General features: G+C 68.1%; 22 protein-coding genes. 10 read left to right on the plus strand and 12 right to left on the minus strand.

The features are described from left to right. The first annotated feature begins 36 nt into the window (after window positions 1-36). The 3 genes from ACEN96_RS02945 to ACEN96_RS02955 are packed head-to-tail and all read left to right on the plus strand — an operon-like array spanning window position 37 to window position 1942. Entirely contained in the window at window positions 37-588 is a 552-nt protein-coding gene (locus tag ACEN96_RS02945; protein WP_495586557.1) for a hypothetical protein, read from the plus strand. A 46-nt stretch (window positions 589-634) separates the two neighbouring features. Beyond that, window positions 635-1192, plus strand: coding sequence for an NADPH-dependent FMN reductase (locus ACEN96_RS02950; RefSeq protein WP_495586558.1), 558 nt, complete (start codon window positions 635-637; stop codon window positions 1190-1192). Window positions 1193-1207: 15 nt separating this feature from the next. Further along, window positions 1208-1942 (plus strand): 16S rRNA (uracil(1498)-N(3))-methyltransferase, encoded by a 735-nt coding sequence (locus tag ACEN96_RS02955; protein WP_495586559.1) that lies wholly within the window; start codon window positions 1208-1210, stop codon window positions 1940-1942. Window positions 1943-2111: 169 nt separating this feature from the next. On the opposite strand, the gene ACEN96_RS02960 is transcribed toward ACEN96_RS02955, so the two are convergent. The 11 genes from ACEN96_RS02960 to ACEN96_RS03010 form a co-directional block, all read right to left on the minus strand. After that, window positions 2112-2417, minus strand: a complete 306-nt coding sequence (locus tag ACEN96_RS02960) for a type II toxin-antitoxin system RelE/ParE family toxin (RefSeq protein ID WP_495586560.1) — start codon at window positions 2415-2417, stop codon at window positions 2112-2114. Window positions 2418-2426: 9 nt separating this feature from the next. Continuing rightward, on the minus strand, window positions 2427-2681 hold the full coding sequence (locus tag ACEN96_RS02965; protein ID WP_495586561.1) for a ribbon-helix-helix domain-containing protein: 255 nt from the start codon (window positions 2679-2681) through the stop codon (window positions 2427-2429). 69 nt (window positions 2682-2750) lie between these two features. Further along, the gene (locus ACEN96_RS02970; RefSeq protein WP_495586562.1) at window positions 2751-4037 is read right to left on the minus strand and encodes a THUMP domain-containing class I SAM-dependent RNA methyltransferase; all 1287 of its coding nucleotides are present in this window, start codon (window positions 4035-4037) and stop codon (window positions 2751-2753) included. 94 nt (window positions 4038-4131) lie between these two features. Beyond that, on the minus strand, window positions 4132-5655 hold the full coding sequence (locus ACEN96_RS02975; protein ID WP_495586563.1) for an RNA polymerase factor sigma-54: 1524 nt from the start codon (window positions 5653-5655) through the stop codon (window positions 4132-4134). 14 nt (window positions 5656-5669) lie between these two features. After that, window positions 5670-6422 carry an LPS export ABC transporter ATP-binding protein gene (lptB, locus tag ACEN96_RS02980; protein ID WP_495586564.1) on the minus strand — a complete coding sequence of 251 codons (753 nt, stop codon included), beginning with the start codon at window positions 6420-6422 and terminating at the stop codon, window positions 5670-5672. An 11-nt stretch (window positions 6423-6433) separates the two neighbouring features. Continuing rightward, window positions 6434-7057: a lipopolysaccharide transport periplasmic protein LptA gene (gene lptA, locus ACEN96_RS02985; protein ID WP_495586565.1), complete on the minus strand. Its 624-nt coding sequence runs from the start codon at window positions 7055-7057 to the stop codon at window positions 6434-6436. Between the two features lie 57 nt (window positions 7058-7114). Continuing rightward, the gene (locus ACEN96_RS02990) at window positions 7115-7987 is read right to left on the minus strand and encodes a nucleotidyl transferase AbiEii/AbiGii toxin family protein (RefSeq protein ID WP_495586566.1); all 873 of its coding nucleotides are present in this window, start codon (window positions 7985-7987) and stop codon (window positions 7115-7117) included. Further along, window positions 7975-8982 carry a type IV toxin-antitoxin system AbiEi family antitoxin gene (locus ACEN96_RS02995; RefSeq protein ID WP_495588538.1) on the minus strand — a complete coding sequence of 336 codons (1008 nt, stop codon included), beginning with the start codon at window positions 8980-8982 and terminating at the stop codon, window positions 7975-7977. Before ACEN96_RS02995 ends, ACEN96_RS02990 begins: the two co-directional genes overlap by 13 nt. 186 nt (window positions 8983-9168) lie before the next feature. Continuing rightward, window positions 9169-10860 (minus strand): ABC transporter ATP-binding protein, encoded by a 1692-nt coding sequence (locus tag ACEN96_RS03000; RefSeq protein WP_495586567.1) that lies wholly within the window; start codon window positions 10858-10860, stop codon window positions 9169-9171. Window positions 10861-10863: 3 nt separating this feature from the next. After that, complete coding sequence (locus ACEN96_RS03005; protein ID WP_495586568.1) at window positions 10864-11916, minus strand: ABC transporter permease; 1053 nt, start codon at window positions 11914-11916, stop codon at window positions 10864-10866. Further along, window positions 11913-12851: an ABC transporter permease gene (locus ACEN96_RS03010; RefSeq protein WP_343641302.1), complete on the minus strand. Its 939-nt coding sequence runs from the start codon at window positions 12849-12851 to the stop codon at window positions 11913-11915. The genes ACEN96_RS03005 and ACEN96_RS03010 overlap by 4 nt, the downstream gene beginning before the upstream one ends. Before the next feature lie 391 nt (window positions 12852-13242). Between ACEN96_RS03010 and ACEN96_RS03015 the strand changes: the two genes are divergently transcribed. From ACEN96_RS03015 to ACEN96_RS03030, 4 genes are all read left to right on the plus strand, one after another. Next, the gene (locus ACEN96_RS03015) at window positions 13243-15039 is read left to right on the plus strand and encodes an ABC transporter substrate-binding protein (RefSeq protein WP_495586569.1); all 1797 of its coding nucleotides are present in this window, start codon (window positions 13243-13245) and stop codon (window positions 15037-15039) included. Window positions 15040-15053: 14 nt separating this feature from the next. Next, entirely contained in the window at window positions 15054-16898 is a 1845-nt protein-coding gene (locus ACEN96_RS03020) for an ABC transporter substrate-binding protein (protein WP_495586570.1), read from the plus strand. Between the two features lie 30 nt (window positions 16899-16928). Then, window positions 16929-18794 carry an ABC transporter substrate-binding protein gene (locus ACEN96_RS03025; protein ID WP_495586571.1) on the plus strand — a complete coding sequence of 622 codons (1866 nt, stop codon included), beginning with the start codon at window positions 16929-16931 and terminating at the stop codon, window positions 18792-18794. An 88-nt stretch (window positions 18795-18882) separates the two neighbouring features. Then, complete coding sequence (locus ACEN96_RS03030; protein WP_495586572.1) at window positions 18883-20952, plus strand: acetoacetate--CoA ligase; 2070 nt, start codon at window positions 18883-18885, stop codon at window positions 20950-20952. 451 nt (window positions 20953-21403) lie between these two features. On the opposite strand, the gene ACEN96_RS03035 is transcribed toward ACEN96_RS03030, so the two are convergent. After that, window positions 21404-21880, minus strand: a complete 477-nt coding sequence (locus ACEN96_RS03035) for a hypothetical protein (protein ID WP_495586573.1) — start codon at window positions 21878-21880, stop codon at window positions 21404-21406. A gap of 231 nt (window positions 21881-22111) precedes the next feature. Here ACEN96_RS03035 and ACEN96_RS03040 point away from each other — a divergent pair, with 231 nt between their 5' ends. The 3 genes from ACEN96_RS03040 to ACEN96_RS03050 all read left to right on the plus strand — a co-directional run bounded on the left by ACEN96_RS03040 (window position 22112) and on the right by ACEN96_RS03050 (window position 25856). After that, window positions 22112-22477, plus strand: coding sequence for a hypothetical protein (locus ACEN96_RS03040; RefSeq protein ID WP_495586574.1), 366 nt, complete (start codon window positions 22112-22114; stop codon window positions 22475-22477). A 585-nt stretch (window positions 22478-23062) separates the two neighbouring features. After that, window positions 23063-23653: a PEP-CTERM sorting domain-containing protein gene (locus ACEN96_RS03045; RefSeq protein WP_495586575.1), complete on the plus strand. Its 591-nt coding sequence runs from the start codon at window positions 23063-23065 to the stop codon at window positions 23651-23653. A gap of 10 nt (window positions 23654-23663) precedes the next feature. Continuing rightward, window positions 23664-25856 carry a phosphocholine-specific phospholipase C gene (locus ACEN96_RS03050; RefSeq protein ID WP_495586576.1) on the plus strand — a complete coding sequence of 731 codons (2193 nt, stop codon included), beginning with the start codon at window positions 23664-23666 and terminating at the stop codon, window positions 25854-25856. Window positions 25857-25890 lie beyond the last annotated feature (34 nt).

Below are 25890 nucleotides of genomic sequence, written 5' to 3' on the forward strand. Positions count from 1 at the left end.
CCTACAGTTCGCCCTCCTGGGAGAGGAGACAAGGCCGTGCTCGAAGAACGCTACGAAAAGACCGAGGCCGGGAGGTCGGAGATCAAGTCGCGCGCGCTGGTGCAGGCGCGGGTGGCTCGCAATCTTCTGCTGGTGATCGACGCCAGCAAGACCGGCGGGGAATGGCTGGCGATGGTGCAGGGCGCCGCGCCGGCGGATCTGGAACTGCTGGTGCAGCACCGGCTGGTGAAGGTCACCGCGGGCGCGCCGCTGTCGCGGCCGATGGCCGGCGCGCCGGCGTCGATGCCGATGAGCGGCTCGGTGCCGGGCCCGGCGACGCGCACCGGCGGCACGGCCTCGCGGTCCGCGCCGTCGCGGCTGGCGGGCGCGCCGGCCTCGTCGCTGGACTACACGCAGCTGTACAGCGCGCTGAACGCCTTCGCCAAGCAGCAGGGGCTGCTCAAGGGCTACAAGCTGGCGCTGGAAGTCGAGCAATGCGCCGACATGGCCCAGCTGCAGACGCTGGCGCTGGACATCGTCGACCGCGTGCGCGCCACCAAGGGCGACGCCGCGGCCCACGAACTGCGTGCGACACTGGGCTTCAACTGAACCGGACCGCCATTGAGGCGGTCGTTTTTTTGTTGGGAGCTTTCACATGTCCACGTCCTATCGCGTCGCGGTGCTGGTCGGCAGCCTGCGCAAGGCATCGTTCAACCGCAAGCTGGCCCTCGCGCTGGCCAAGCTCGCGCCGCCCGAACTGAGCCTGGAGATCGTCGAGATCGGCCAGCTGCCCTTCTACAACGAGGACGACGCGGCCGAGCCGCCGGCGGCCTGGGTCGAGTTCCGCAACGCCATCAAGGCGGCGGACGCGGTGCTGTTCGTGAGCCCGGAATACAACCGCTCGATCCCGGGCGCGCTGAAGAACGCACTGGACGTGGGCTCGCGGCCGTACGGACACAACGCCTTCGACGGCAAGCCCGCGGCGGTGATCACGCTGTCGCCGGGCGCGCTGGGCGGCTTCGGCGCCCATCACCACCTGCGCCAGGTGCTGGCCTGCCTGAACGCGCCGCTGCTGCCCTCGCCGGAGGTCTACCTGGGCGGCGCCTCCGACATGTTCAAGGAGGACGGCAGCCTCGCGAAGCCCGAGACCGAGGCCTTCCTGGGCAAGGTGCTGACGGCGTTCGCCGGCTGGGTGCAGAAGCTCAAGGGGTGAGGCTTGGCGGCGAGGTTGTTTGTCGAGCAGCCGCTCACGGCGGCGGGGCTCGAGGATGAACTGGCGCTGCCGCCCGGCGCGGCGCGCCATGTCCAGGTGCTGCGGCTGCAGCCCGGCGACGAGGTCACGCTGTTCGATGGCAGCGGCGACGAGTGGACCGCCGCGGTCACCGCGATGGGGCGCAGCGAGGTGCGGGTCGCGCTGAAGTCGCGGCAGACGGTGGATCGCGAGCTGCGGCGCGCGGTGACGCTGGCGGTCGTGATGCCGGCGAACGACCGGATGGACGGCATCGTCGAGAAGGCCTGCGAGCTGGGCGCGGTGGCGATCCAGCCGCTGATGAGCGAGCGCTCGGTGCTGAGGCTCACCGGCGACCGCGCGGAGAAGAAGCGGGCGCACTGGCAGGGCGTCGCGATCGCGGCGGCCGAGCAATGCGGGCGTGCCAAGCCGCTGCAGGTGGCGGCGGTGAAGACGCTGGCGCAGTGGCTGGCCGAGCTGCCTGCCGGCGGCGAGGAGCAGCGCTGGCTGCTGAGCCCGGTGGCCGCGCAGCCGCTGTCGGCGCTGGCGCCCAAGGCCGGCGATGCGGGACGCGTCGTGGTCCTCAGCGGCCCGGAAGGCGGCCTCAGCGAGGCCGAGGAGCAATCGGCCCGCGCGCGAGGCTTCAACGCCGCGAAGCTGGGTCCCCGGATCCTGCGGGCGGATACGGCGCCCCTTGCCGTGCTCGGCTGGCTGGCGCTGAGCGAGCCGTGCTGATTCCCTTTCTCCTCAGTTGAGGAAATTCCGCTCGCAACTTGGCGAAGGCTTCGTCGAGCGGGATGCCCCGACCAGCGCGCAGGTCCGCGACGGCTCGGTCAACTGATTCATCGAAGGCGCGCAACACGGCCGCGCGATGGCTTGAATTCATGTCGGTCACGATGGCACCTCATTCGAAGTGAAGAAGTAGAGGATCGGTATCGCGGGACGTGTGCAGGACGCGCACGACATGAACGACACCCTGTGCGACATCGGCGATGTAGAAGATCTGGTACGGCTTGTGGATGCGCCTGCGCAGCCCGCTTGCCGTGTAGCGCGGAATCACGCGAAAGCACTCCGCCATGGAAGACAGCCCAAGGATCTTCTCCAGCAACTCGTGAACGAAGCTGCGGGCACGCGCTGGGCTGCTCCTGCGGATGAAAGTCGCAATGTCGTCGAGATCTGCCGATGCCTCAGTCAAGAGGCGGACTTGCATGCGTGCCGGTCAACGGAGATCGGGATATTTCTTGAACAGGCGTTCGAAGGCATCTTCAGCGGGCACGCCCCCCCCACCCTTGATCTCCGCGAGGCCTCGCTCGATGGACGCATCGAAAGCGCGCAACTGCGCCTCCCGCCAGTCCTTCAATTCCTCGCTGTCGCGCAGCACCTGCGTGCGCGACGAATACTTTCCGCTCTCGATCAGATTCAGCACGATGGCCTCCAGTTCGGGTCCAAGTTCGGCGTGAATCATCTCGGTCATTCCCTCGGAAAGAAATCGCATCGTAGGGGGTGACCGCATCCCCAACAAGGAGGCCCCCGCCCGGCGAAGTTATTCGTCGGAGTCAGCGTCCCCGGCGTTCTGCTTGCGCGCCGAGCCGGCGACCAGATCGAACTTGAACAGCCGGCATTCGATCGGGCCGTTCCACATCGGAATGCGGCGCGACTCCTTGAGCCGCATCTTGCTCGGCAGCTTCATCTCGGGACACAGCAGCCAGGCGGTCCATCCGGCCTCGTGCTGCGTATAGGCGCGCTTCCAGTGCGCGGACAGGCGCGGGAAGAAGTCGTCGCCGGCATCGCGCTCCTCGGACAGCGCGCCGCCATCGGCGCGGTGCGCGCCCGCCTTGCCGCGCACCTCGATGCGCTCCCCATACGGCGGATTCAGCATCAGCATGCCGGGCATGTCGTCCGGGAGCTTGGGCGCCGGACGCTCCAGCGCGTCGCCGCCGTTGAACTGGATGTACTGCGCCACGCCCGCGCGCTCGGCGTTGCGGCGCGCGAAGTCGACCATCCGGAACGACACGTCGCTCGCGAAGATCGGCACCTCCGGCGCGCGCTCGGCGGCGCGGGCCTCTTCCTTCATCGCGCGCCACGCGGGCAGCAGCGGCTGGAAGGGCTTGAGCTTCTCGAATGCGAAACGCCGCTGGATCCCCGGCGCGATGTTGCAGGCGATGGTCGCCGCCTCGACGGGGATGGTGCCGGAGCCGCAGCAGGGATCGTGCAGCGCGCCGCCCTGCTCGCGCGTGCCCTTCCAGCCCGCCGCCGCCAGCATCGCCGCGGCCAGCGTCTCCTTCAGCGGCGCATCGCCCTTGTCCTCGCGCCAGCCGCGCTTGAACAGCGGCTCGCCGGAGCTGTCGACGTAGACGGTCGCCAGGTCTTCCGTGAGGTGCAGTTGGAGTGGCAGGTCGGGCCAGCGCGTGTCGACGCTCGGCCGCTCGCCGGTGTCCTCGCGCAGCAGGTCGCAGACGGCGTCCTTCACGCGCAGCGTCGCGAAATTCAGGCTGCGCAGCGGCGAGCGCTGCGAAGTCGTGTCCACACGCAGCGTCTGGCGCGGGGTGATCCAGCGCGTCCAGTCCACCGTGCGCGCGATCGCGTAGATGTCGTCCTCGTGGCGGTACTCCTCGCGCGCGACCTCGATCAGCACGCGTTGAGCCAGACGGCTGTGGAGGTTCAGGCGCATCACCGCGTCCATCGTGCCGTACAGGCCCACACCACCGCGGAAGGCCTTCGGGCCCTGCAGGCATTCGGAGGGGGACAGCAGACCGCGCACCTCGTCCTCCAGCCAGTCTTCAACGCCAGCGGCGCAGGGCAGGAACAGGTGATAGGCAGACTCGGACATCGTGGGGCAGCGGGATGAAGCAGGCGCAGCGGCGCCCGGGGGGATCAAGCGGCGGATTGTCCCACCGACGTGCGGCGGGGAAGTACCGAAGCCCTCAGCGCGCCTTGCGCAGGTTCGCCGGCGCGAGCTTGAGCGCCTCGCGGTATTTCGCGACGGTGCGCCGCGCCACCGTGATGCCCTGCTCGCCCAGCATCGTCGACAGCTGGCTGTCCGACAACGGACTGGCCGTGTCCTCCGCCGCGATGAACTGCTTGATCAGCGCCCGCACCGCCGTGCTCGACGCATTGCCGCCCGCCTCGGTCGACAGGCTCGAGCCGAAGAAATACTTCAACTCGAAGGTGCCCCACGGCGTCGCCATGTACTTCGCCGTCGTGACGCGCGAGATCGTCGACTCGTGCAGCCCCAGCTCATCGGCGATCTCGCGCAGCACCAGCGGCTTCATCGCCAGCTCGCCATGCGTGAAGAAGCCGCGCTGGCGCTCCACGATCGCCTCGCTGACGCGCAGGATGGTGTCGAAGCGCTGCTGGATGTTCTTGATGAACCAGCGCGCCTCCTGCAGCTGCCCGCCCAGCGGCGAATTGCTGACGCCGCCCCGCGTGGCGCGCAGCGCCTGCGCGTAGAGCTCGTTGATGCGCAGCTTGGGCAGCACGTCCGGATTGATCGAGACGCGGAAGTTGCGCCCCGCCTTCTGCACGATCACGTCGGGCACGACCGGCCGGTTCTCGCTCGGCGCGTAGCGGCGGCCCGGCTTGGGCTCCAGCCGCGCGATCAGCGCCTGCGCCTCGCGCAGCAGCTCCTCGTCGGCGCCGGTCAGCGACATCAGCCGGCGCCAGTCGCGCTTGGCCAGCAGGTCCAGGTGGCGCCGGCACACCACGATCGCCAGCGCCTGTTCCGGCGAGCGCCGCAGCGCGCGCAGCTGCAGCTCCAGGCATTCGCCCAGGTCGCGCGCGCCGACGCCGGCGGGCTCCATCGACTGCAGCCATTTCAACGCGACCTTGAAGCGGTCGAGCAGCTCCTCGCGCTGCTCCAGATCGGCGTCCTCGCCGAGGATCGCGGCGACCAGCTCCTCGAGCGGGTCCTCGAGGTAGCCATCGTCATTCAGCGATTCGATCAGCGCCAGCAGCGCCGCGCGGTCCACCGCGCTCAGGTTCATGCCCGGGATCTGCGCGCGCAGCACGTCCTGCAGCGACTCCGACGGCGCCTCGCTCTCCGGCCGCTCGTCGTCGTCGCCCGAGGATGACGAGCCGCTGCCCGGCGTCTCGCGGATGCCGTCGAAGTCGTCGCCCTCGGTGCCGTTCTCCCAGTCGTCGCGCTCGGTGGTGCCGAATTCCTCGGCCCGCATCTCCTCGGCCGCGGGGGCATCGGCGGCGCCAGGCTCCGACTCGGTCTGCGCGACGCGCTCCTCGCGTTCCTCGCGCTCGGTCAGGCGCTCCTGCGTCGCGGTCGGCAGCGGCGCGTCGAATTCCTCGTCGGTCTCCAGCAGCGGGTTGCTGGCCAGCATCTGCTCCACCTCCTGGTGGAGTTCCAGCGTCGACAGCTGCAGCAGACGGATCGACTGCTGCAGCTGAGGCGTCAGCGCAAGATGCTGGGACAGGCGAACCTGTAGCGTCGGCCTCATGTCGGCTCCCGCCCTTACATCTTGAAGTGCTCGCCGAGATAGACCCGGCGCACGTCCTGATGCTCGACGATGTGCTGGGGCGTGCCTTCGGCCAGCACCGCCCCCTCGCTGATGATGTAGGCGCGGTCGCAGATGCCCAGCGTCTCGCGCACGTTGTGGTCGGTGATCAGCACGCCGATGCCGCGCTGCTTCAGGAAGCGGATGATGCGCTGGATCTCCAGCACCGCGATCGGGTCCACGCCGGCGAAAGGCTCGTCCAGCAGGATGAAGCGCGGCTGCGTGGCCAGCGCGCGGGCGATCTCGACGCGGCGGCGCTCGCCGCCGGACAGCGCCGGCGCCGGCGTGTCGCGCAGCTTCTCGATCGACAGCTCGTTGAGCAGCTTGTCCAGCTCCGCGTCGATGCGCGCCGAGGACCAGGCCTTGCCCTTCTCGTCGAGCTGCAGCTCCAGCACGGCGCGGATGTTCTCCTCGACGTTGAGCTTGCGGAAGATCGAGGCCTCCTGCGGCAGGTAGCTCAAGCCCAGCCGCGAGCGCTGGTGGATGGGCAGGTTCTGCACCGGCTGGCCGTCGATCTGGATCTCGCCGGCGTCGGCGCGCACCAGGCCGACGATCATGTAGAAGCTGGTCGTCTTGCCGGCGCCGTTCGGGCCGAGCAGGCCGATCACCTCGCCGCTGTGCAGGTCGAGGTGGACGTCCTTGACCACCTTGCGCACGCCATAGGACTTCTGCAGCCCCCAGGCCTGCAGGCGGCTCCTGGAGGTGTTCATGCGGGCTTGGCTCATTGCTGCGGGGACTGGCGCGGCGCCAGGTTGAGGCTGGGGCGCAGCGGCAGCGGCGCGCTGCTGGCGGGCGGCGGCTCGCTGGCGGCGTTGCGCGGCATCAGCACGACGCGGCCGCGGCCGCTCGGGTGCGGCGAACTGGCGCCGGTCTCGACCACCAGGCGCTCGGTGCGGTTGTCGTAGTTCAGCGTGGCGCCGGACAGCGACTGCTTGAGCTGGTCGCCCTGCATCACGCGCGCCTCGGCGTTGCCGACCAGGCGGATCATCTCGGTGCGGGTGTCGTATTCGATCTGGTCGGCTCGGCCCTCGATGCGCTCGCCCGGGGTGTCGCGGTCCTGGCGGAAGTGGACCTGCTTGCCGGAGGCGCCGTTGGCGTAGGCCTGGTAGTAGCCGTCGCTGGTCTCCTGGACGTCCATGCGCTCGGCGCGCAGCTCCATGGAGCCCTTGGTCAGGATGACGTTGCCGTTGAACTCGGAGCGCTGCTTGACCTTGTCGATGGCGCCTTCCCGGTCGAAGACCAGGTTCAGCGGCTTCGCACGGTCATCCTTGGCTGCCTGCGCCAGGGGGGCGAGCATGCCCAGCGCGAGGACGCTGCACAGCAGAAGAGGACGACGAAGCGGCATGGAGGGATCCTGACGGCACAAAACTTGCGAGCCATTCTAGCCACGCAACGAAGCCGCTCAGGTTCGCAAGCCCAGCGCCCGCAAGAATGCATCGACCTGCCCGAAGGCGTCCTGCTGCCATTGATCTGGCGTGCGACCGTCGAGAACCCGGCTTTCGTTCACGAAGTTGCGCACGCAGGTCGGTCCGAAGCCGTCGAGGCAATCGAACTTGTCCGCAATGAAGATGAAGCCCGCCAACGCTTCCTTGTGCTCAAGCAGAGGCTGGCAGGCTTCGGCCAACGCGACGGCCTCGCCGGGGTAGTTGCGCACGCAGTAATAGATGTCGTAGGCATCCTTCTGCTTGTAGCGATTCTGGATCGCATGACCCTTCATCGCGAGGAAGGCGGGGATGGAGCACACCGCGATGTCCACGCGATTGCGGCCGCCACCCGGCATCGTGCCCTCGACGGCCACGGGCTCGTGGAATCGAAGCGCGAGCCCGGCTCCACTCGCGCGCTGCACGGCGAAGTTGTCGATCAGAGGCGGCACATTCCTGATGAACACGGCCTCTCGCGGCATCAGGAAATCGACGATGACCGGGATTGGCGGATTCCCGTCATGTGAAGAGACGTACCGGACAAGTTGGAATCGACGCAGCGTCTGACGCTGTTCATAGCCGTGCGCCAGCAGCGACTCGACGAGGCTTGCGTACTCGCCGTCGCCGAGCGCTTCCGCATCAAGGCTCAAGTCGAGATCGGTGGTTCCGACGTGGGGCATGTCTCCGGTCTGATCCAGAAGAAGCCACGGCACCGAGCCGCCAACGACGGCGTACTTTCCCCTGAAATCTCCCAGAATTTGTCCGATCTCGATCAGGACCGATTTCACTGCCGCAGTGGTGCGGTGGTCATAGTCCTCCGCGTACTGCGCTTCGCCGATCGTCATTTGCGCCATTGCAACTTCTCCTGCCGAAGATGCTCGGCGGCCTCACGTCCGCGCTCACCGGCGGCATGAAGGTCCAGGTAGGTTTGAACCACACTTGTGCAACGGATGCCAGGGGCTGGTTCGATGGCGTCTCGCAAGAGGTCCACGTCCTCGACCACCCGGATCTCGACGTTGGCACCGCGGCCCGCGGCCACCAGTCCCATCGCTCGCGCCAGCCAATCTGCGCCTTGCCGGTCGGCGTAGAACGAGTGGACACCGACGCGCGCATAGGGTGCCATCCACCTTGCGGCCGAGAACGCCGACAGGATCGCGAATCCGCCGGCGGGCAACTCATTGGCACGACGCTTCAATGCTTCGTCCAATCCGGCGCCGTGAAGCGTGGTGTAGCGGCGCAGAAGCTCTCCGGCCGGCGGCGCGTATTCATCTCGCCACGCATCGAGCAGTCCGTCCGGTTGCGTCAGAAAGATTCCGTCGTCCGCCAGCTCGGCCCATCCGCGATCCAGAAGACTACCTCTCACATTGCTGACGTGCCCCACGCTGACGCCTGTCTCGCTGGCGAGCTCGACGACCCGCCATGGGCGGGACGGCTCTCGCAACATGCGGCGCAGTACTGCTGCGGACTTGGGCTTGAACAGTGAGCGCAGTTCCCGTCGCTCGGCGACCGGTTTGCCGGCCGTCGTCCGCGAAAGGAAAAAACCCGGGAAGGCGATCCGCGCGTTCCCCTGCAGATCGAAGTAGCCGACCTCGCCTTCGACGCACAGCGCGCGAGCGTCCTCCGACAGATACGGGGCGAAGATCAACGGAACGACGTCTTTTGTCTGAGCCTGCGCTTGCCGTTTCAGCTGGAAGAGTGCGGTCTGCACGTGGCGCGGTTGTCCGTTGGACTTCACCTCGCCCATCAGCACGTGCTCTCGTCCGTGAAACCTCAGGCGACAGAGCAGATCCGCCGACACGCCTTCGAACTCAGCGGGCGCGGTGATGTCCACCCGCTCGACGCCTGGCACGTCCGCCAAGGCCTCGCGGAGAAGGCGAGGAGCCTCAAGTTCGATTTTCATCGAATTCCCCATTTTCAGCATCCGCTGAAAATAGCTCATTCGGTGAAAACGTCAAGGGAAATTTCACTCAAAGGCCACCTTTCAACATCGGTTGAAAAGCGGCGAAAGAGTGAAATTGCGACAGCCTATTCGTGTTCAGGCGACCGCCGCCGATTCCTGCCCCTGGTACCCGCGCGGCACGGCGCCCAGCAGGCGTTTCGTGTACTCCTCCTTCGGCGCGGCCAGCAGCGCGCGGGCGTCGTTCTGCTCGACCACGTCGCCGTGCTGCATCACCAGCACCTCGTCGGAGATGAACTTCACCACCGCCAGGTCGTGGCTGATGAAGATGTAGCTCAGGCCGAACTCGTCCTGCAGGTCCTTGAGCAGGTTCAGCACCTGGGCCTGAACCGACACGTCCAGCGCCGACACCGCCTCGTCCAGCACCAGCACCTCGGGCTTGAGCGTCAGGCAGCGCGCGATCGCGATGCGCTGGCGCTGGCCGCCGGAGAACTCGTGCGGGTACTTGTGCAGCGCCGTCTCGTCCAGCCCGACCTTCTTCAGCAGCGCGCTGGCCGTGGCCAGCCGCTCGCCGTGGTCCTGGCCGATGCCGTGGATCTCCATCGGCTCGAGCAGCGTCTGCGCGATCGTGAAGCGCGGGTTCAGCGAGGCATAGGGGTTCTGGAACACCACCTGGATGCGGCGGCGCATCTTCTGCCACTCGGGGCCCGACATCTTCAGCAGGTCGCGGCCCTCGAAGAGCACCTCGCCGCCGGTGGGCTCGTGCAGCCGCAGCAGCGTCAGGCCCATGGTCGTCTTGCCCGAGCCCGATTCGCCCACCACGCCCAGCGTGTGGCCCTTGCGCAGCGTGAAGTCCACGCCCTTGACGGCCTTGAACTCGGTCTTGCTGAACAGGCCCGACTTGAAGAAGAAGCTCTTCCTCAGCCCCTTGGCCTGCAGGATCACCGGCGCGGCCGGGTCCTTGGCCTTGCCCGTGCCGGCGGTGGACGAACGCCCGGCGATGTGGTCATCGATGACCATCAGCCGCGCCGGGTTCTCCGTCAGCGAGGGCCGGCAGGCCAGCAGCGCCTTCGTGTACGCGTCCCTCGGCTGGTGGAAGATGTCGGCCACCGGCGCCTGCTCGCGGATCTCGCCATGGCGCATGACCACGACCTGGTCGGCGATCTCGCCCACCACGCCCAGGTCGTGCGAGATGAACAGCATGCTCATCTTGTGCGATTCCTTCAGGCGCGCGAGCAGCTCCATCACCTGGCGCTGGATGGTCACGTCGAGCGCCGTCGTCGGCTCGTCGGCGATCAGCAGCTTGGGGCTGCAGGCCAGCGCCACCGCGATCATCACGCGCTGCTGCTGGCCGCCGGACATCTCATGCGGATAGCTGCGCAGGCGCCGCTTCGGGTCCGGGATGCCGACCTCGTTCAGCAGCTCCTCGGCGCGCGTCAGCGCCTGGCGCTTCGTCATCCCGAGGTGCTTGACCAGCGGCTCCATGATCTGGTCCGCGACCGGGAACACCGGGTTCAGCGAGCTCATCGGATCCTGGAACACGCAGGCGATCTCGCGCCCGCGCACCGACTGCAGCTCGCGCAGCGAGGTCTTCAGCAGGTCGCGGCCCTGGAACAGGATCGCGCCGCTGCGCTCGGCGTTGTCGGGCAGCAGGTTGAGGATGGACATCGCCGTCACGCTCTTGCCCGAGCCCGACTCGCCCACCAGCGCGACGGTGCCGTTCTCCGGGATGTCGAAGCTGACGCCCTTGACGGCCAGTTGGCGCTGCATGACGCCGTTCGTCCTGCCCATGCGGAAGGCGACCTTCAGGTCTTGAATGCTCAACAGCATGGCTTACTCCAGACCGCGCAGTTTGGGATCGAGCGCGTCGCGCAGCGCATCCGTGAAGAGGGCGAACGCGGTGACGAACACCGCCATGAAGCCGGTCACCGCGGCCAGCTGCCACCAGTAGCCCAGGATCAGCTCGCTCTGGGCCTCGGCCAGCATCGTGCCCCAGGACACCTGGTCCACGCTCACGCCCAGGCCCAGGTAGGACAGGATGACCTCGCTCTTGATGAAGCCCACGACGTGCAGCGAGAGTTGCACGAGGGCCACGTGCGACACGTTGGGCAGGATGTGCTTGAACATGCGCGAGGCCTTGCTCGCGCCGATGGCCTCGGCGCTGCGCACGTACTCGCGCACCGAATGCTTCATGAACTCGGCCCGCACCAGGCGGTAGATGCCGGTCCAGCCGGCCAGGCCCAGGATCATCACCACCGGCAGCACGCCGCGGCCGAAGACCACCGCGAACGCGAAGATCAGCAGGATGTTGGGCATCGCCGTGAAGACGTTGTAGACCCACTCCAGCAAGTCGCCGACCTTGCCGCCGTAGAAGCCCGACAGCGCGCCCAGCACCGTGCCGATGACCGTGGCCACCAGCGCGGCCAGCACGCCGACCATGATCGAGATCTCCGCGCCCTTGATCGCCTTGGCCAGCACGTCGCGGCCCAGCCGGTCGCCGCCGAAGGGCAGCGTCTGCGCGCGCGGCGCCTCGTCGGTCTTGTACTGCTTGGCCTTCTCGGCCCACTCGGCGTATTTCGGCGCGAGCGGGTCGATGTCGCTCAGGTCGACGTTCGGGCCCTTGGGCCGCGCGATGGCGCCGGCGCTCTCGGCCGGCGCGGGACCGACGAAGGTCGGCGGCGCGTTGGGCACGCCGGTCTCCTTCTGCCAGTCGCGGGCCACCAGGCCCAGGCCGGCGGCCAGCACCAGCAGCAGCGACAACGCGACGACGACCATCGCGAACATGCCGAGCTTGTCGGACTTCAGACGCCGCCACGAGGCGTACCAGACGCCGCGTGAGCGCTGGGGCGTCACGGCCACGGGTGGGTTGGACAGCACTGCGCTCATTTGAGGACCACCCGCGGATCAACCAGCTTGTAGAGGAGGTCGGTGACCAGGTTCACCACCATGGTCAGCGCCGCGATGTAGATCGCGAAGGCCTGGATCACCGGATAGTCGTTGCGGTTCACCGCCAGCAGGATCTCGCGGCCCAGGCCCGGGATCGAGAAGAACACCTCCAGCAGGAACGAGCCCACGAACACGCTGGGCAGCGCCACCGAGATGTTGGTCATGATCGGGATCATCGCGTTGCGCAGCACATGCTTGAGCAGGATGGTGCGCTCGGTCAGGCCCTTGGCGCGCGCGGTGCGGACGTACTCGTGGCCGATCTCGTCCAGGAAGAAGGTGCGGTACAGCCGCGTGTACGGCGACAGCGCCACCGCCACCGCGACGAACACCGGCAGTGGCGCGTAGGTCGTCAGGTTGGTCCACAGCGAGTCGCTCCAGCCCTGCACCGGGAACCAGCCCAGCCGGAACGCGAAGACGTACTGCGCCACGATCACGTAGACCAGCAGCGAGATCGACACCGCCACCGTCGTCAGGATCATCACCGCGCGGTCCGTCAGGCTGCCCCGCATGTAGGCCACGGCCAGCGCGAACGGGATCGCCAGGATCACCTCCAGCACCAGGATCGGCAGCATCACCGTCAGCGTGGCCGGCATGCGCGTGGCGAAGAGGTTGGCCACCGACTCATTGGTCGCCCAGCTCTTGCCCCAGTCGAAGGTCACGATCTGCTGCAGGAAGATCAGCAGCTGCTCCCACACCGGCTTGTTCAGCCCGAGCTGCTCGCGGATGGCTTCGATCTGGTCCTGGCTGGCGTTGAGGCCGCCCAGCACTTCGGCGGGGTCGCCGCCAAACCATTTGAAGAGGAAGAACACCAGCAGCACGACGCCCAACAAGGTTGGGACCATCTGCCACAGGCGCCTGATGAGATAGGCCGCCATGTCCGCGGGACTCCATGCAAGCGCCGCCTGGATCGCGATCGACCCCGGCGACCGAAAAAGCAAACCCCGGGCGCTTGTGACGGCCGGGGCCTGCGGGTCGAAAAATCACGCGCGAGTCTACGTGAGCACCCCAGAGGCCCGCACCGGCATTTGCCCTGAATCCATCGGAGAAAACTGATGAGGCGTGCGTGGGAATCAGGGGCAATCATCCGCAATGCGCCCCGCTCGGCGCGCGGCGCCGGACGCTCGGGGTTGCCGGCATGGCGGGCGCGGACAGCGCCCACTAGACTGGCGCGCTTTCGAATTCAAGGACGGCTTCCAGATGCGACGCGGCATGGCCGGGACACAATCCCAGGCGCTCTTACTTTCGGCATCCCTCGCGGCCTTGGCGATGTTCACGGTGATCCCGTCGACCGCCCGTGCCGCCGACGAGGCGGCCGCTCCCGCGCCCAAGGTGCTGCGCTACGCGATCCGCGTGGCCGAGACCGGCTTCGATCCGGCGCAGGTCACCGATCTGTACTCGCGCAACGTGACCGCGGCGATCTTCGACGCGCCGCTGCGCTACAGCTTCCTGGGGCGTCCGTACCGGCTCGAGCCCAACGTCACCGACGGCATGCCCGAGGTCTCCGATGACTTCAAGCGCTTCGTCTTCCGCATCAAGCCGGGCATCTACTTCGCCGACGATCCGGCGTTCAAGGGCCGCAAGCGCGAGCTCGTGGCCGAGGACCTGGTCTACACGGTCAAGCGCCACTACGACCCGCGCAACAAGAGCGGCCACCTGTACCGCCTGGAGGGCGCGAAGATCCTGGGCCTGTCCGAGGTGCGCGCCCAGGCGCTGAAGAACAAGACGCCGTTCGACTACGCGCGCCCGGTCGACGGCCTGCGCGCGCTGGACCGCTACACGGTCGAGATCCGCGTCGCCAACAGCGATCCGCGCTTCCTGCTGCACTTCGCCGATCCGATGGTGGGGATCGTCGCGCGCGAGGTCGTCCAGGCCTATGGCGACCACATCATGGAACACCCGGTGGGCACCGGCGCGTGGCGCCTGGCCGAGTGGCGCCGCTCGTCGCGCATGGTGCTGGAGAAGAACCCCAACTTCCGCGACGTGCGCTATCACGAGGAAGTCGGCCCGGATCGCCCGCCCGAGCTGGTGGAGGCGGTGAAGAAGCTGCAGGGCCGCAAGCTGCCGATGGTGGACCGGGTCGAGATCTCGGTGATCGAGGAAAGCCAGCCGCGCTGGCTCGCGTTCCTGCGCAAGGAATTCGACTTCATGGACGAGCTGCCGGAGGACTTCGCGCCGGTGGCGATCCCGCAGAACAGGATCGCGCCCAACCTCGCCAAGGAAGGCATGCGCGCGGTCCGCTACGAGCGCGCGGACATCTCGGCCTCCTACTTCAACATGGAGGACCCGGTCGTGGGCGGCTACACGCCCGAGAAGATCGCGCTGCGCCGCGCGATCGCGCTGGGCATCGACGTCGAGCGTCAGGTGCGGCTGCCCCGCAAGGGTCAGGCGATCCCGGCGCAGGGGATCATCTCGCCGGGCGTGACCGGCTACGACAAGACCTTCAAGACCGAGATGAGCCAGTACGACCCGGCCCGCGCCAAGGCGCTGCTGGATCTCTACGGCTATGTCGACAAGGACGGCGACGGCTGGCGCGACCTGCCCGACGGCAGCCCGCTGGTGCTCGAATACGCGACCCAGCCCGATGGCCGCAACCGCCAGCTGGTGGAGCTGTGGCAGAAGGACATGGATGCGCTGAAGATCCGCATCAAGTTCAGGATCGCCAAGTGGCCCGAGAACCTGAAGGCCGCCAACGCCGGCAAGCTGCAGATGTGGGGCATGGGCTGGAGCGCCGACATCCCCGATGGCGAGAACTTCCTGGGCCTGGCCTATGGCGGCAGCCGGGGCCAGTCCAACAAGGCCCGCTTCGACCTGCCCGAGTTCAACGCGCTGTACCGCAAGCAGCACTCGATGGTCGACGGTCCCGCGCGCGTGGCGGTGATGCAGGACGCGCAGCGGCTGCTGACGGCCTACATGCCCTACAAGGTCGAGGTGCACCGCATCTACACCGACATGACCCAGCCCTGGGTGCTGGGCTACGACAAGAACCTGTACCAGCGCGACTTCTACTCCTACGTCGACATCGACACCGACGCGCTGGCCAAGGCCCACGCCAAGAAACACTGACCCGCCGCCCCGCCATGACGATGCCCCGCGCCCGACTCCTTCCCTCGATCCTGCGCGGGGCCGTCCTGGCGGCCTTTGCCGCGCTGGCGCTGTCCGGCGCCCAGGCCGCCTCGGAGGCGCCGCCCAAGGTGCTGCGCTACGCGTTCCGCGTCGCGGAGACCGGCTTCGATCCGGCGAAAGTCAGCGACCTCTACTCGCGCATGATCACGCCCCACATGTTCGAGGGGCTCTACACCTACGACCAGCTGGCGCGTCCCGCGAAGATGAAGCCGCTGACGGCGGCGGCGCTGCCCGAGACCGCCGACGACTACAAGCTGTGGACCGTGCGGCTGCGCCCCGGCATCTTCTTCGCCGACGACCCGGCGTTCAAGGGCAAGCCGCGCGAGCTGACGGCCCAGGACTACGTCTACACCTTCAAGCGCTTCGCCGATCCGGCGACGGCCTCGCCCTCGTGGAGCGAGGTCGAGGAGCTCGAGCTGATCGGCCTGAACGAGTACCACGCGCAGGTCCGCAAGTCCGGCAAGCCCTTCGACTACGACAAGCCCATCGAGGGCCTGCGCGCGCTGGACCGCTACACGCTGCAGTTCAAGACCCGGGAGACGCGCCCGCGCCTGATGGAGGTCTTCGCGCAGGGCGACCTGTACGGCGCCGTCGCGCGCGAGGTCATCGAGGCCTATCCGGGCGAGTCGATGGCGCATCCGGTGGGCACGGGGCCCTTCGTGCTCAAGCAGTGGCGGCGCTCCTCGCTGATGGTGCTGGAGCGCAACCCGCATTACCGCGAGCGCTTCTACGACCAGGAGGTCGATCCCGCGCCGGGCGACGCCGAGGGCCAGGCGCTGAAGGAACGCTTCAAGGGCCGCCGCCTGCCGATGATCGATCGCGTCGAGGTCGGCGTCATCGAGGAGAACCAGCCGCGCTGGCTGTCCTTCCTCAACGGCGAGTACGACTTCATCGAGCGCACGCCGGAGGATTTCATCAACCTGGCGATGCCCAATGGCCAGCTCGCGCCCAACCTCGCCAAGCAGGGCAAGCAGGCGTACCGGACGGTGGCCTCGGACGTGCTGTTCACCGTGTTCAACATGGAGGACCCGCTGGTGGGCGGCTACACGCCGGAGAAGATCGCGCTGCGGCGCGCGATCTCGCTGGCGATCGATGTCGAACGCGAGCTGCGCCTGGTGCGCCGCGGCCAGGCGATTCCGGCCCAGTCGCTCTACATGCCGGGCACGACCGGCTACGACGCCACGTTCAAGAGCGACATGAGCAGCTTCGATCCGGCGCGCGCGAAGGCCTTGCTCGATCTCTACGGCTATGTCGACAAGGACGGCGACGGCTGGCGCGACCAGCCCGACGGCACGCCGCTGGTGCTGGAAAGCCTGACCACGCCGGAGCAGTTCCAGCGCCAGATCGACGAGATCGTCCAGAAGAACCTCAACGCGGTCGGGCTGCGCATCGCGTTCAAGCCGGCCAAGTGGCCCGAGAACCTCAAGGCGCTGCGGGCCGGCCGGTACCAGATCTGGTCGCTCGCGACTTCGGCGGCCAAGCCCGATGGACAGGACTCGCTGGCACGCATGTACAGCGGCCAGATCGGCGCGCAGAACTACGCGCGCTTCCGGCTGCCGGCCGTCGACAAGCTCTACGACGAGGCCTCGCACCTGCCCGACGGGCCGGAGCGGCTCAAGCTCTTCGACGAGACCAAGCGCTACGCCACCGCGTACATGCCCTACAAGTACCGCGGCCACCGCTTCATCACCGACATCGCCCAGCCGCAGCTGATCGGCTATCGCCGGCCGCAGTTCTGGCAGAACTGGTGGGAGTACGTGGACATCGATCCCGACGCCGCCGCGAAGTTCAAGCACTAGCCCCCACGTCCGATGCAGGTCCCGATCCCGATGCGTGCACGCCTCTCCGCTCCGATCGCCGCGTTGATGCTGGGCGCCGCGGCCCTCCTGGCGGGCACCGCGCTGGCGGCCCCGCCCGCGGCCGCCGCGGCCACCGCCAAGGCGGTCCCGGCCACGGCACCCGCCTCGCAGGAGAAGGTGCTGCGCTACGCCTTCCTCGTCGCCGAGACCGGCTTCGATCCGGCGCAGCTCAGCGACCTGTACTCGCGCATCGTCACGGCCCACATCTTCGAGTCGCTCTACAACTACGACTACCTGGCGCGTCCGTTCAAGCTCAAGCCCAACACGGCCGCGGCAATGCCGGAGCCTTCGGACGACTTCCGCACCTGGACCATCCGGCTGCGCCCCGGCATCCATTTCGCCGACGATCCCGTCTTCAAGGGCCGCAAGCGCGAGCTGACCGCCGAGGACTATGTCTACAGCCTCAAGCGCTTCTACGATCCGGCGACCAAGAGCCCGCTGTATTCGAGCTTCAAGCAGGAAGGGCTGCTCGGCCTGGAGGAGCTGCGCGCGGCGGCGCTGAGGTCCAAGCGGCCCTTCGACTACGACAAACCCGTCGAGGGCGTGCGCGCGCTGGATCGCTACACGCTGCAGTTCAAGCTGGCGGAGCCGCGGCCGCGCTTCATCTACAACCTCGCGGGCGGCGACACCTATGGCGCGGTCGCGCGCGAGGTGATCGAGGGCTATCCGGGCAAGTCGATGGAGCACCCGGTGGGCACGGGCCCCTTCCAGCTGGAGCGCTGGCGGCGCGGCTCGCTGATCCGGCTGGTGCGCAATCCGGGCTACCGCGACGTCTACTACGACGCCCAGCCCAATCCGGGTGACATCGAGGGCCAGGCGCTGCTGGCGCGCTTCAAGGGCCGCAAGCTGCCGATGGTGGATGCGGTCGAGATCAGCATCATCGAAGCGAGCCAGCCGCGCTGGCTGTCTTTCCTGAACCGCGAGTTCGACCTGCTGTACCTGCTCCCCGAGGAGTACGCCGACGTGGCGATGCCGCACGGGCAGCTCGCGCCCAACCTGGCCAAGGAGGGGATGACGCTGTATCGCGCGCTCGCCAGCGACCGCACGATGTACTACTTCAACATGGAGGATCCGGTCGTCGGCGGCTACACGCCCGAGAAGGTCGCGCTGCGGCGCGCGATCGGCCTGGCCACCGACGTGCCCACCGAGATCGCCACCACGCGCCGCCACCAGGCGGTGCCGGCGCAGTCGGTGGTCGCGCCGATGACCTGGGGTTACGACCCGGACTACAAGAGCGAGAACAGCGACTATGACCTGGGGCGCGCCAAGGCGCTGCTCGACACCTACGGCTACGTCGACCGGGACGGCGACGGCTGGCGCGAACGGCCCGACGGCAACCCGCTGGTGCTGGAGGTGGCGTCGACGCCCGACTCGCGCTCCAAGCCCTACGACGAGCTGTGGAAGCGCGACATGGACAAGCTGGGCGTGCAGGTGCGCATCCGGCTGGCGCAGTGGCCGGAGAACCTGAAGTCCGCGCGCGCGGGGCAGCTGATGATCTGGCAACTGGGCTTCAACAGCTCGACGCCGGACGCGCAGCTCGGTCTGGAGCTGCTATACGGGCCGGCCTCGGGCGGGCAGAACCTGGGCCGTTTCAAGCTGGACCGCTACGACGAGATCTATCGCCGCATGATGGTGCTGCCCGACGGCCCCGAGCGCGCCGCGCTGCTGCGCGAGGCGCAGAAGCTGCTCACCGCCTACATGCCGCAGAAGTACCGCGTGCACCGGATCGTGTCGGACCTGGCGCAGCCGTGGCTGATCGGTTTCCGCCGGCCCTACTTCAACCAGATCTTCTGGCCCTATGTCGACATCGACACGGAGAAGCTGCCCAGGCGCTGAACGCGCCAAGGGCGCGCCGCGGTCGCCTGCGTGACGGACACGCGGCGCCGATCCGCGCTACCGTCGCGGAATCCGGAAAGGAGACCGCATGCTCCCGTCGACGTCCTTGGCGCCCGCGCCGCAGATCGAGCACTACCGCCGCTTCCTGAGCGAGCGATGCGGGCTGGTCTTCGAGGACTACGCCTCGCTGTGGCACTGGTCGGTGACCGAGCTCGACGCCTTCTGGCGCAGCATCTGGGATCACTTCGACCTGCGCTCGGAGACGCCGTTCGAGCACGCCCTTGATGAGGAACGCATGCCGGGCGCGGTCTGGTTCCGCGGCGCGACGCTGAACATCGCGGCGCAGGCGCTGCGGCATGCCGACGCGGCCGAGGCCGCGGGCCATCCGGCGATCGTGCATGCCAACGAGGCGATGCTGGCGCGCGGCGAGCTCGGCGAACTGCGCTGGCCGGCACTGCGCCGGCAGGTGGGCGCGCTCGCGGCCTCTCTGCATGAGCTGGGCGTGCGGCGCGGCGATCGCGTCGTCGCGTATCTGCCCAACGTGCCGGAGACGGCGGTCGCCTTCCTGGCGGTGGCGAGCCTGGGTGCCGTGTGGTCGGTGTGCTCGCCCGACATGGGGCCGGTGGCGGTGCTGGACCGCTTCCGCCAGATCGAGCCCAAGCTGCTGATCGCCGCCGACGGCGTGCGCTACGCCGGCCAGGACATCGACCGGATGGGGATGCTGGGCCAGTTGCTCGACGACCTGCCGACGGTGACCGACGTGGTGCTGCTGGGCAATCTCGATGCGCAGGCCGATCCGGCGCTGCTGGCCAGCGCCGATGGAGCCGATGGCGCCGCGAGCACGCCGCGGCGCGCGCATCGCTGGGCCGCGCTGATCGCCAACGAGCGGCTTCGCGAGCCGGAGGCCGTGCCCTTCGACCATCCGCTGTGGATCGTCTATTCGAGCGGCACGACCGGCCTGCCCAAGCCGATCGTGCATGGACACGGCGGCGTGCTGCTGGAGATGCTCAAGGGGTCGATCCACAACAACGTCGGCGCGACGGTCGAGACCGGCGACCGCTTTCACTGGTACAGCTCCACCGGTTGGATCATGTGGAACTGCCAGGTCGGCGCGCTGATGGGCGGGACGACGATCTGCCTGTTCGACGGCAGTCCCGCGGGGCCCAAGGACGCGCCGGACTGGAGCACGCTGTGGCGCTTCGCCGCGCTGTCGGGGGCGAGCTTCTTCGGCGCGGGCGCGGCCTTCTACGCGAGCTGCCTGAAGGCGGGCGTCGAGCCGATGCGCCACGGCGACCTCAGCCGCTTGCGCGCGATCGGCAGCACGGGGAGCCCGCTCGCCGATGAGAGCTACGACTGGATCTGGGCGAACTGCCCGAAGGTGGACGGTGAGCCGATCTGGATCTGCATCATCAGCGGTGGTACGGACTTCGCCGGCGCCTTCCTGACCGGGCTGATCACCGAGCCGCTGGTGCGCGGCCAGATGCAGGTGAGAAGCCTGGGCGCGGCGGTGCACGCGTTCTCGGAAGCCGATGAGCAGGGGCAGGGCCGGCCGTTGATCGACGAGGTCGGCGAGCTCGTCTGCACGCGGCCGATGCCGTCGATGCCCTTGTTCTTCTGGGGCGACAAGGACAACGAGCGCTACCTGTCGAGCTACTTCGACATGTACCGGGGTCCGAATGGCGAGGGAATCTGGCGGCATGGCGACTGGCTGCGGATCACGCCGTCGGGCGGCGGGATCATCTATGGGCGCTCGGACGCGACGATCAACCGGCATGGCATCCGCATGGGCACGGCCGAGCTGTACCGTGCGGTGGAAATGCATCCGGAGGTGCTGGACAGCCTGGTGGTGGACCTGGAGTACCTCGGACGGCCGAGTTGCCTGCTGCTGTTCGTGCATCTGCGCGAGGGCCTGTCGCTGGACGCGGCCTTGCAGCAGCGGCTGCGGGATTCGATCAAGAAGGCGCTGTCGGCCCGGCATGTGCCGGACGAGATCCACCAGGTCGAGGCGATCCCGCGGACGCTGTCGGGCAAGAAGATGGAGCTGCCGATCAAGAAGCTCCTGCTCGGCGCCGCGGCGGAACAGGTCATGAAGCGCGATGCCATGGCGAATGCGGACGCGGTGGCCTGGTATCAGCGTTTCGCCGAGGGCCGCGTTTGATCGGATGCCCAGGCGGCTGGGGTGCTGCTCGAAGGAAGGGTTTGTCGCATTCGCTCAGGACCTCGGCGGCGGCTTGCAGCTGTTCGTCGACGAGCGCCGCTGAGACAGCGGCCTCCAACCGGTAGTCCGCGAGCCTGCGCCGCTCGCGTTGCCGCCAGAGCAATTTGCCGAGCATCTTCGAGCGCGAGGATTGAATGCTCGTGCAGCGTCGATCGGGGTGCCGGAGCCTGGCGATGAGGGCGGCATGCACGCCCGTGCACCCTGCGTCGGCACCGCGCGCCGGTAACTGTTTCTCCCAGTCGAGGCAACGGTGGTAGGCCGCATAGTAGGCACGGCTGATGGACGTTCGCTGAGCCACTTCGTCCGCGCGGCGTCCCAGCTCCCGAGCCAGCGCCAACCATTCAAGGGTCTTGTGGTGCATGAATGTGTTGGATGTGGGAAGGCCACGCGATCAGCGCGGACCGCTGCTCAGCAGGCGCAGGTAGAACCGGTCTCGGTCGAGGCGCCGCTTCATCAGGACGTCGTCGAACCTATCGTCCCACGTCGACACGTGCGCCGGATCCAGCGACGTGTGAATGTCATATCGGATCCAGGCGCCCTCGTCGGTTTCAAAGGTGCACAGCCAGGGCGAGCCTTGCAATCGAATGCGGTGTTGCTGCAGGAACTCTCCCGCGAGGCGGAGCATGGCCAGCGCGTCGGCGGGCGGAACGCCATGCTGACGAAGCACCTGCCGAAGCGATTCAGCGGAGGCCTCCCAGTCGGCCATCTCGCAGCGGGCGATCAGCTCGGGGTCTACCGAGTCGCCGAAGACGACCTGCGGATACCGCAAGGCGTGGACGAGGTCGTCAAACTCACTTCGTGTGGCCTCAGAGGTGCTTGAAGGGGCGATGCGCGATTCGGCCTGTGGCGCATCAGTCGACATGTTCATTTGCTGCTCCTTGTTAACAGTGCTTCCAGACCCGAAGGCCTGCAGTGTCGACACGCGACGACGCGATGTCTCTCCTCCGAATTGCGGGAGCGATTGGGGGAACTGATCCAGGGAGGTTGATCCCCCTGCGCATACTGATCAGAGCCATTGCATCGGGTCAATGCGCATCGCGAGGGGGCGTGGCAGTCGTTACAGTGCGAGCCCATTCCAACGCCCGCTCGAGGCTTCCCGGTGAAACTGAAATTCGCACTGCTTGTCCTATTCATCCTGTCGGTGCTGCAAGGGGGGCTCGCTGGTGCCGCCAGCGTTCGTGGTAAAGCCGACGGGTTGGTGGGCTGGGCGATCACGCTGGCCTCCGTGGTGGTCGTGTACCTCTGGTATCGCCACGATTCGCGGGAACGTCGCTACCTTGGCAGCGTGGTGTTGGGCGGCGGGGTGGTCATCGCATCCGTCATCGCGGTGCCGGTCTATCTGTACCGTTCCCGTGCAGCCGGCCAACGCGCCAAGTCCATCCTGGCGTTCTTCGGGTTGCTGATCCTGTCGATCGTCGTCAGTGGCGTCGCCGCAGCGGTGGCCGCCGGTGTCGTCGCGTCGTAGGCTGTCGTGGAAGCGGCGAAGGCAGGTCATCGCGTCCCAGTCGGCCATCTCGCATCGCGTGAGCAGTTGAGGATCAGCCAAGTCGCCAAACAAGGTCGACGGGTGGCGAAGCGCGTGGATCAGGGTCTCGAACGAGTCCGAGTCGGTTGCGAATGACGTGCGGCAAACGCTCGACGCCGCGGCTTCAGGCAATCGGGTCATGGCGCTCATGAACGCCTCCTTCAAAGCGGGTCCCATGACCCGAAGGCCTGCAGTGTCGACACGCGATGACGCGATGTCTTTCCTCCGAATTGCGGGAGCGATGGGGGAACTGATCCAGGGAGGTCGGTCCCCCTGCGCATACTGATCAGAGTCATTGACCGGTCGGCCGCCATTGCGATGCATCCCGACACCGCCGACACCCTTGCGCACACCCTCGCAACACCCAGGGTTACATGACGGCCGCGCGTCGGTTCCGCGACGCGCCCCCGCTTCCAGCGACAGCCGCGCGGAGGGCAAGTTCCAGGCCCGCCAATGACACCGGCTCTTCACCGGGCTGTCACCGCGCCGCTCGAACATCCGCCGCCTCTTCCCCCTGGAGTCCCCATGCGCAAGTCCCTTGCCCATTCCCTCGCCCGCGCGTGCCTGCCGCTGCTGCTGGCCGCCGCCGCGCCGTTCGCCTCGGCCACCGTCGTCACCTTCGACGACCTCGCCACCGATGGCCTCGTTCCCGCCCACTACGCCGGCCTGGACTGGTCCGCCAGCTCCTGGTTCCAGTTCTCCGGCGAGCAGTCGCCCTACACCGCCCACTCCGGCGACCGCCGCGCCACGCTCGGCTTCGACGGCGGCAGCGCCACCAGCGCCATCGGCTTCCTGACCCCGAGCACCTTCCAGGGCGCCTGGTTCGCCGGATTCGACGGCGTCAACGTCGCGATCGATCTGTACCGCGGCGGGTCGCTCGTGGCCTCGACCTCGACGCTGAACCTCGGCGAGACCCCCGCCTTCCTGTCCAGCGGCTACACCGGCCTGGTCGACCGCCTGGTCTTGCGCAGCAACGATCCCGCCTTCTTCGTCATGGACGACCTGATCTTCACCGCCGCCGTCCCCGAGCCCGCCTCCGGCGCGCTGGCGCTGGGCGGCCTGGCCGCCGCCGCGCTGGTGATCCGCCGCCGCAAGATCTCGCAATCCGCCGCCTGAGGAGCCCGCCATGACGCAGCAGCAAGCGCCCCGCCGCCAGTTCCTCCGCGCCGTCGCCACCGCGGCCGGCGCCACCGCCGCGATGACCAGCTTCCCGCCGGCCATCGCCCGCGCCCTGTCCATCAAGGCCGCCGTGCGCACCGGCACGATCCGGGACGTCGAGCACATCGTCATCCTGACCCAGGAGAACCGCTCCTTCGACCACTACTTCGGCACGATGAACGGCGTGCGCGGCTTCGCCGACCCGTTCCCGGCGCCGGTGGCCGACTCGGCCAGCGTCAAGGGCCGCAACGTCTGGGTCCAGCCCACCGTCAACAACGCCGCGCCCGGCGCGATCGCGCCCTTCCACCTGAACACCGCGCAGAACTTCGCCTTCATGCGCGTCAGCGGCACGCCGCACTCGTGGACCGACGCCCAGGCCGCCTGGGACCACGGCCGCATGAACAACTGGCCCAAGGCCAAGCAGAACCACTCGATGGGCTACTTCAAGGAGCAGGAGCTGCCCTTCCAGTTCGCCCTGGCCAACGCGTTCACGCTCTGCGACGCCTATCACTGCGCGACGCAGACCGGCACCAACACCAACCGCCTGTTCATCTGGACCGGCACCAACGATCCGCTGCGCAAGGGCAACGGCCCGTCGACCGACAACAGCCACGACTGGTTCAATCCGAACCCGCTCGACGACTACACCTGGACCACCTATCCCGAGCGCCTGCAGGCGGCCGGCATCAGCTGGCAGGTCTACCAGAACATGGCGGACAACTTCACCGACAACTCGCTGGCCGGGTTCAAGGTGTTCCGCGACGGCTGGTACAACCGCCCGGGCTATTCGCAGGCGCTGAAGGACCGCGGCATCTCGACGCGCGACCTCGACCTGCTGCGCGACGACGTCCTCAACAACCGCCTGCCGGCCGTGTCCTGGGTCGTCGCGACGGCCGAGGGGTCCGAGCATCCCGGCCCGTCCAGCCCCGCGCAGGGCGCCGACTACACCGCCAAGGTACTGGACGCGCTGACCGCCAATCCGGAGGTCTGGGCCAAGACCGTGCTGTTCATCAACTTCGACGAGAACGACGGCTTCTTCGACCACGTGCCGCCGCCGGCCGCGCCGTCCTACGTGAGCTGGAACGCCGACCCGGCGCAGGCCGTGCTGGCGGGCGGCTCGACGGTCGACACCACCGGCGAGTACTGCGAGATCCTCAACGGCGCCTCGCCGACCTACCTGCATCGCCCCTATGGCATGGGTCCGCGCGTGCCGCTGTACATCGTGTCGCCGTGGAGCAAGGGCGGCTGGGTCAATTCGCAGGTGTCGGACCACACCTCGGTGCTGCGCTTCATCGAGGCGCGCTTCGGCGTCATGGAGCCCAACATCGGCGCCTGGCGCCGCGCGGTCGCGGGCGACCTGACCTCGTGCTTCAACTTCGCCGATCCGGAGGACAGCGAGTTCTTCTCGAAGCTGCCCGCCACCGTGGCGCTGGCCAACAAGGCGCGCGCGTTGCCGGGCACCACCACGCCGCCGATTCCCGGCGCGCTGGCGCTGCCGGCGCAGGCCGCGGGCGTGCGTCCGGCCCGCGCGCTGCCCTACGACCTGCAGGTCGCCTGCGCGCTGACGCCGGGCGCCGGCCCGAACGCGACGGCCATCGCCGTGAGCTTCCAGAACACCGGGCGGGCCGCGGCGGTGTTCCACGTCTATGACCGCACGCGCCTGGGCGAGATCCCGCGCCGCTACACGGTCGAGGCGGGCAAGCAGCTCACCGGCAGCTTCACGCCGCAGGCCACCGGCGCCTACGACCTGTGGATCCTGGGCCCGAACGGCTTCCATCGGCACCTGGCCGGCAATGCGCGGCGCGCGGCGGCGGCGGGGCAGCCCAATCCGGATGTCGTCGCCCAGTCGGCGCCGGCCACTGGGGAACTGGTGCTGACGCTGGTCAACACGGGGCCGGTCGCGGCGACCTTCACCGTCGCGCACAACAAATACCAGCTGGGCGCGCCGGTCAGCGTGACCGTGCCGCCGCGCAGCCGCAGCGATGTGCGCGTCGGCGTGGCGGCGGCCGCGCATTGGTACGACTTGTCGGTGCGGGTGAACGGCCAGGCCGACTTCCTGCGGCGCTTCGCCGGCCACATCGAGACCGGCGCCCCGTCGGTCAGCGATCCGGCGATGGAAGGCGTGGCCAAGGCGGATCAGTACCGCGTGTCGGGTGGGTGAGGGCTGCCGCACTGCCTGCGCCGCTGGCCCTCAC

The organism is Roseateles sp. Mitsp63 (assembly GCF_059491535.1).

Bases quoted from the DNA above. Each gene is read 5' to 3' on its own strand.
- ACEN96_RS02950 (WP_495586558.1), top strand. From the start codon at position 635: ATGTCCACGTCCTATCGCGTCGCGGTGCTGGTCGGCAGCCTGCGCAAG.
- ACEN96_RS02960 (WP_495586560.1), bottom strand. From the start codon at position 2,417: ATGCAAGTCCGCCTCTTGACTGAGGCATCGGCAGATCTCGACGACATT.
- ACEN96_RS02965 (WP_495586561.1), bottom strand. From the start codon at position 2,681: ATGACCGAGATGATTCACGCCGAACTTGGACCCGAACTGGAGGCCATC.
- ACEN96_RS02970 (WP_495586562.1), bottom strand. From the start codon at position 4,037: ATGTCCGAGTCTGCCTATCACCTGTTCCTGCCCTGCGCCGCTGGCGTT.
- ACEN96_RS02975 (WP_495586563.1), bottom strand. From the start codon at position 5,655: ATGAGGCCGACGCTACAGGTTCGCCTGTCCCAGCATCTTGCGCTGACG.
- lptB (WP_495586564.1), bottom strand. From the start codon at position 6,422: ATGAACACCTCCAGGAGCCGCCTGCAGGCCTGGGGGCTGCAGAAGTCC.
- lptA (WP_495586565.1), bottom strand. From the start codon at position 7,057: ATGCCGCTTCGTCGTCCTCTTCTGCTGTGCAGCGTCCTCGCGCTGGGC.
- ACEN96_RS02990 (WP_495586566.1), bottom strand. From the start codon at position 7,987: ATGGCGCAAATGACGATCGGCGAAGCGCAGTACGCGGAGGACTATGAC.
- ACEN96_RS03000 (WP_495586567.1), bottom strand. From the start codon at position 10,860: ATGCTGTTGAGCATTCAAGACCTGAAGGTCGCCTTCCGCATGGGCAGG.
- ACEN96_RS03005 (WP_495586568.1), bottom strand. From the start codon at position 11,916: ATGAGCGCAGTGCTGTCCAACCCACCCGTGGCCGTGACGCCCCAGCGC.
- ACEN96_RS03010 (WP_343641302.1), bottom strand. From the start codon at position 12,851: ATGGCGGCCTATCTCATCAGGCGCCTGTGGCAGATGGTCCCAACCTTG.
- ACEN96_RS03015 (WP_495586569.1), top strand. From the start codon at position 13,243: ATGTTCACGGTGATCCCGTCGACCGCCCGTGCCGCCGACGAGGCGGCC.
- ACEN96_RS03020 (WP_495586570.1), top strand. From the start codon at position 15,054: ATGACGATGCCCCGCGCCCGACTCCTTCCCTCGATCCTGCGCGGGGCC.
- ACEN96_RS03025 (WP_495586571.1), top strand. From the start codon at position 16,929: ATGCGTGCACGCCTCTCCGCTCCGATCGCCGCGTTGATGCTGGGCGCC.
- ACEN96_RS03030 (WP_495586572.1), top strand. From the start codon at position 18,883: ATGCTCCCGTCGACGTCCTTGGCGCCCGCGCCGCAGATCGAGCACTAC.
- ACEN96_RS03035 (WP_495586573.1), bottom strand. From the start codon at position 21,880: ATGAACATGTCGACTGATGCGCCACAGGCCGAATCGCGCATCGCCCCT.
- ACEN96_RS03045 (WP_495586575.1), top strand. From the start codon at position 23,063: ATGCGCAAGTCCCTTGCCCATTCCCTCGCCCGCGCGTGCCTGCCGCTG.
- ACEN96_RS03050 (WP_495586576.1), top strand. From the start codon at position 23,664: ATGACGCAGCAGCAAGCGCCCCGCCGCCAGTTCCTCCGCGCCGTCGCC.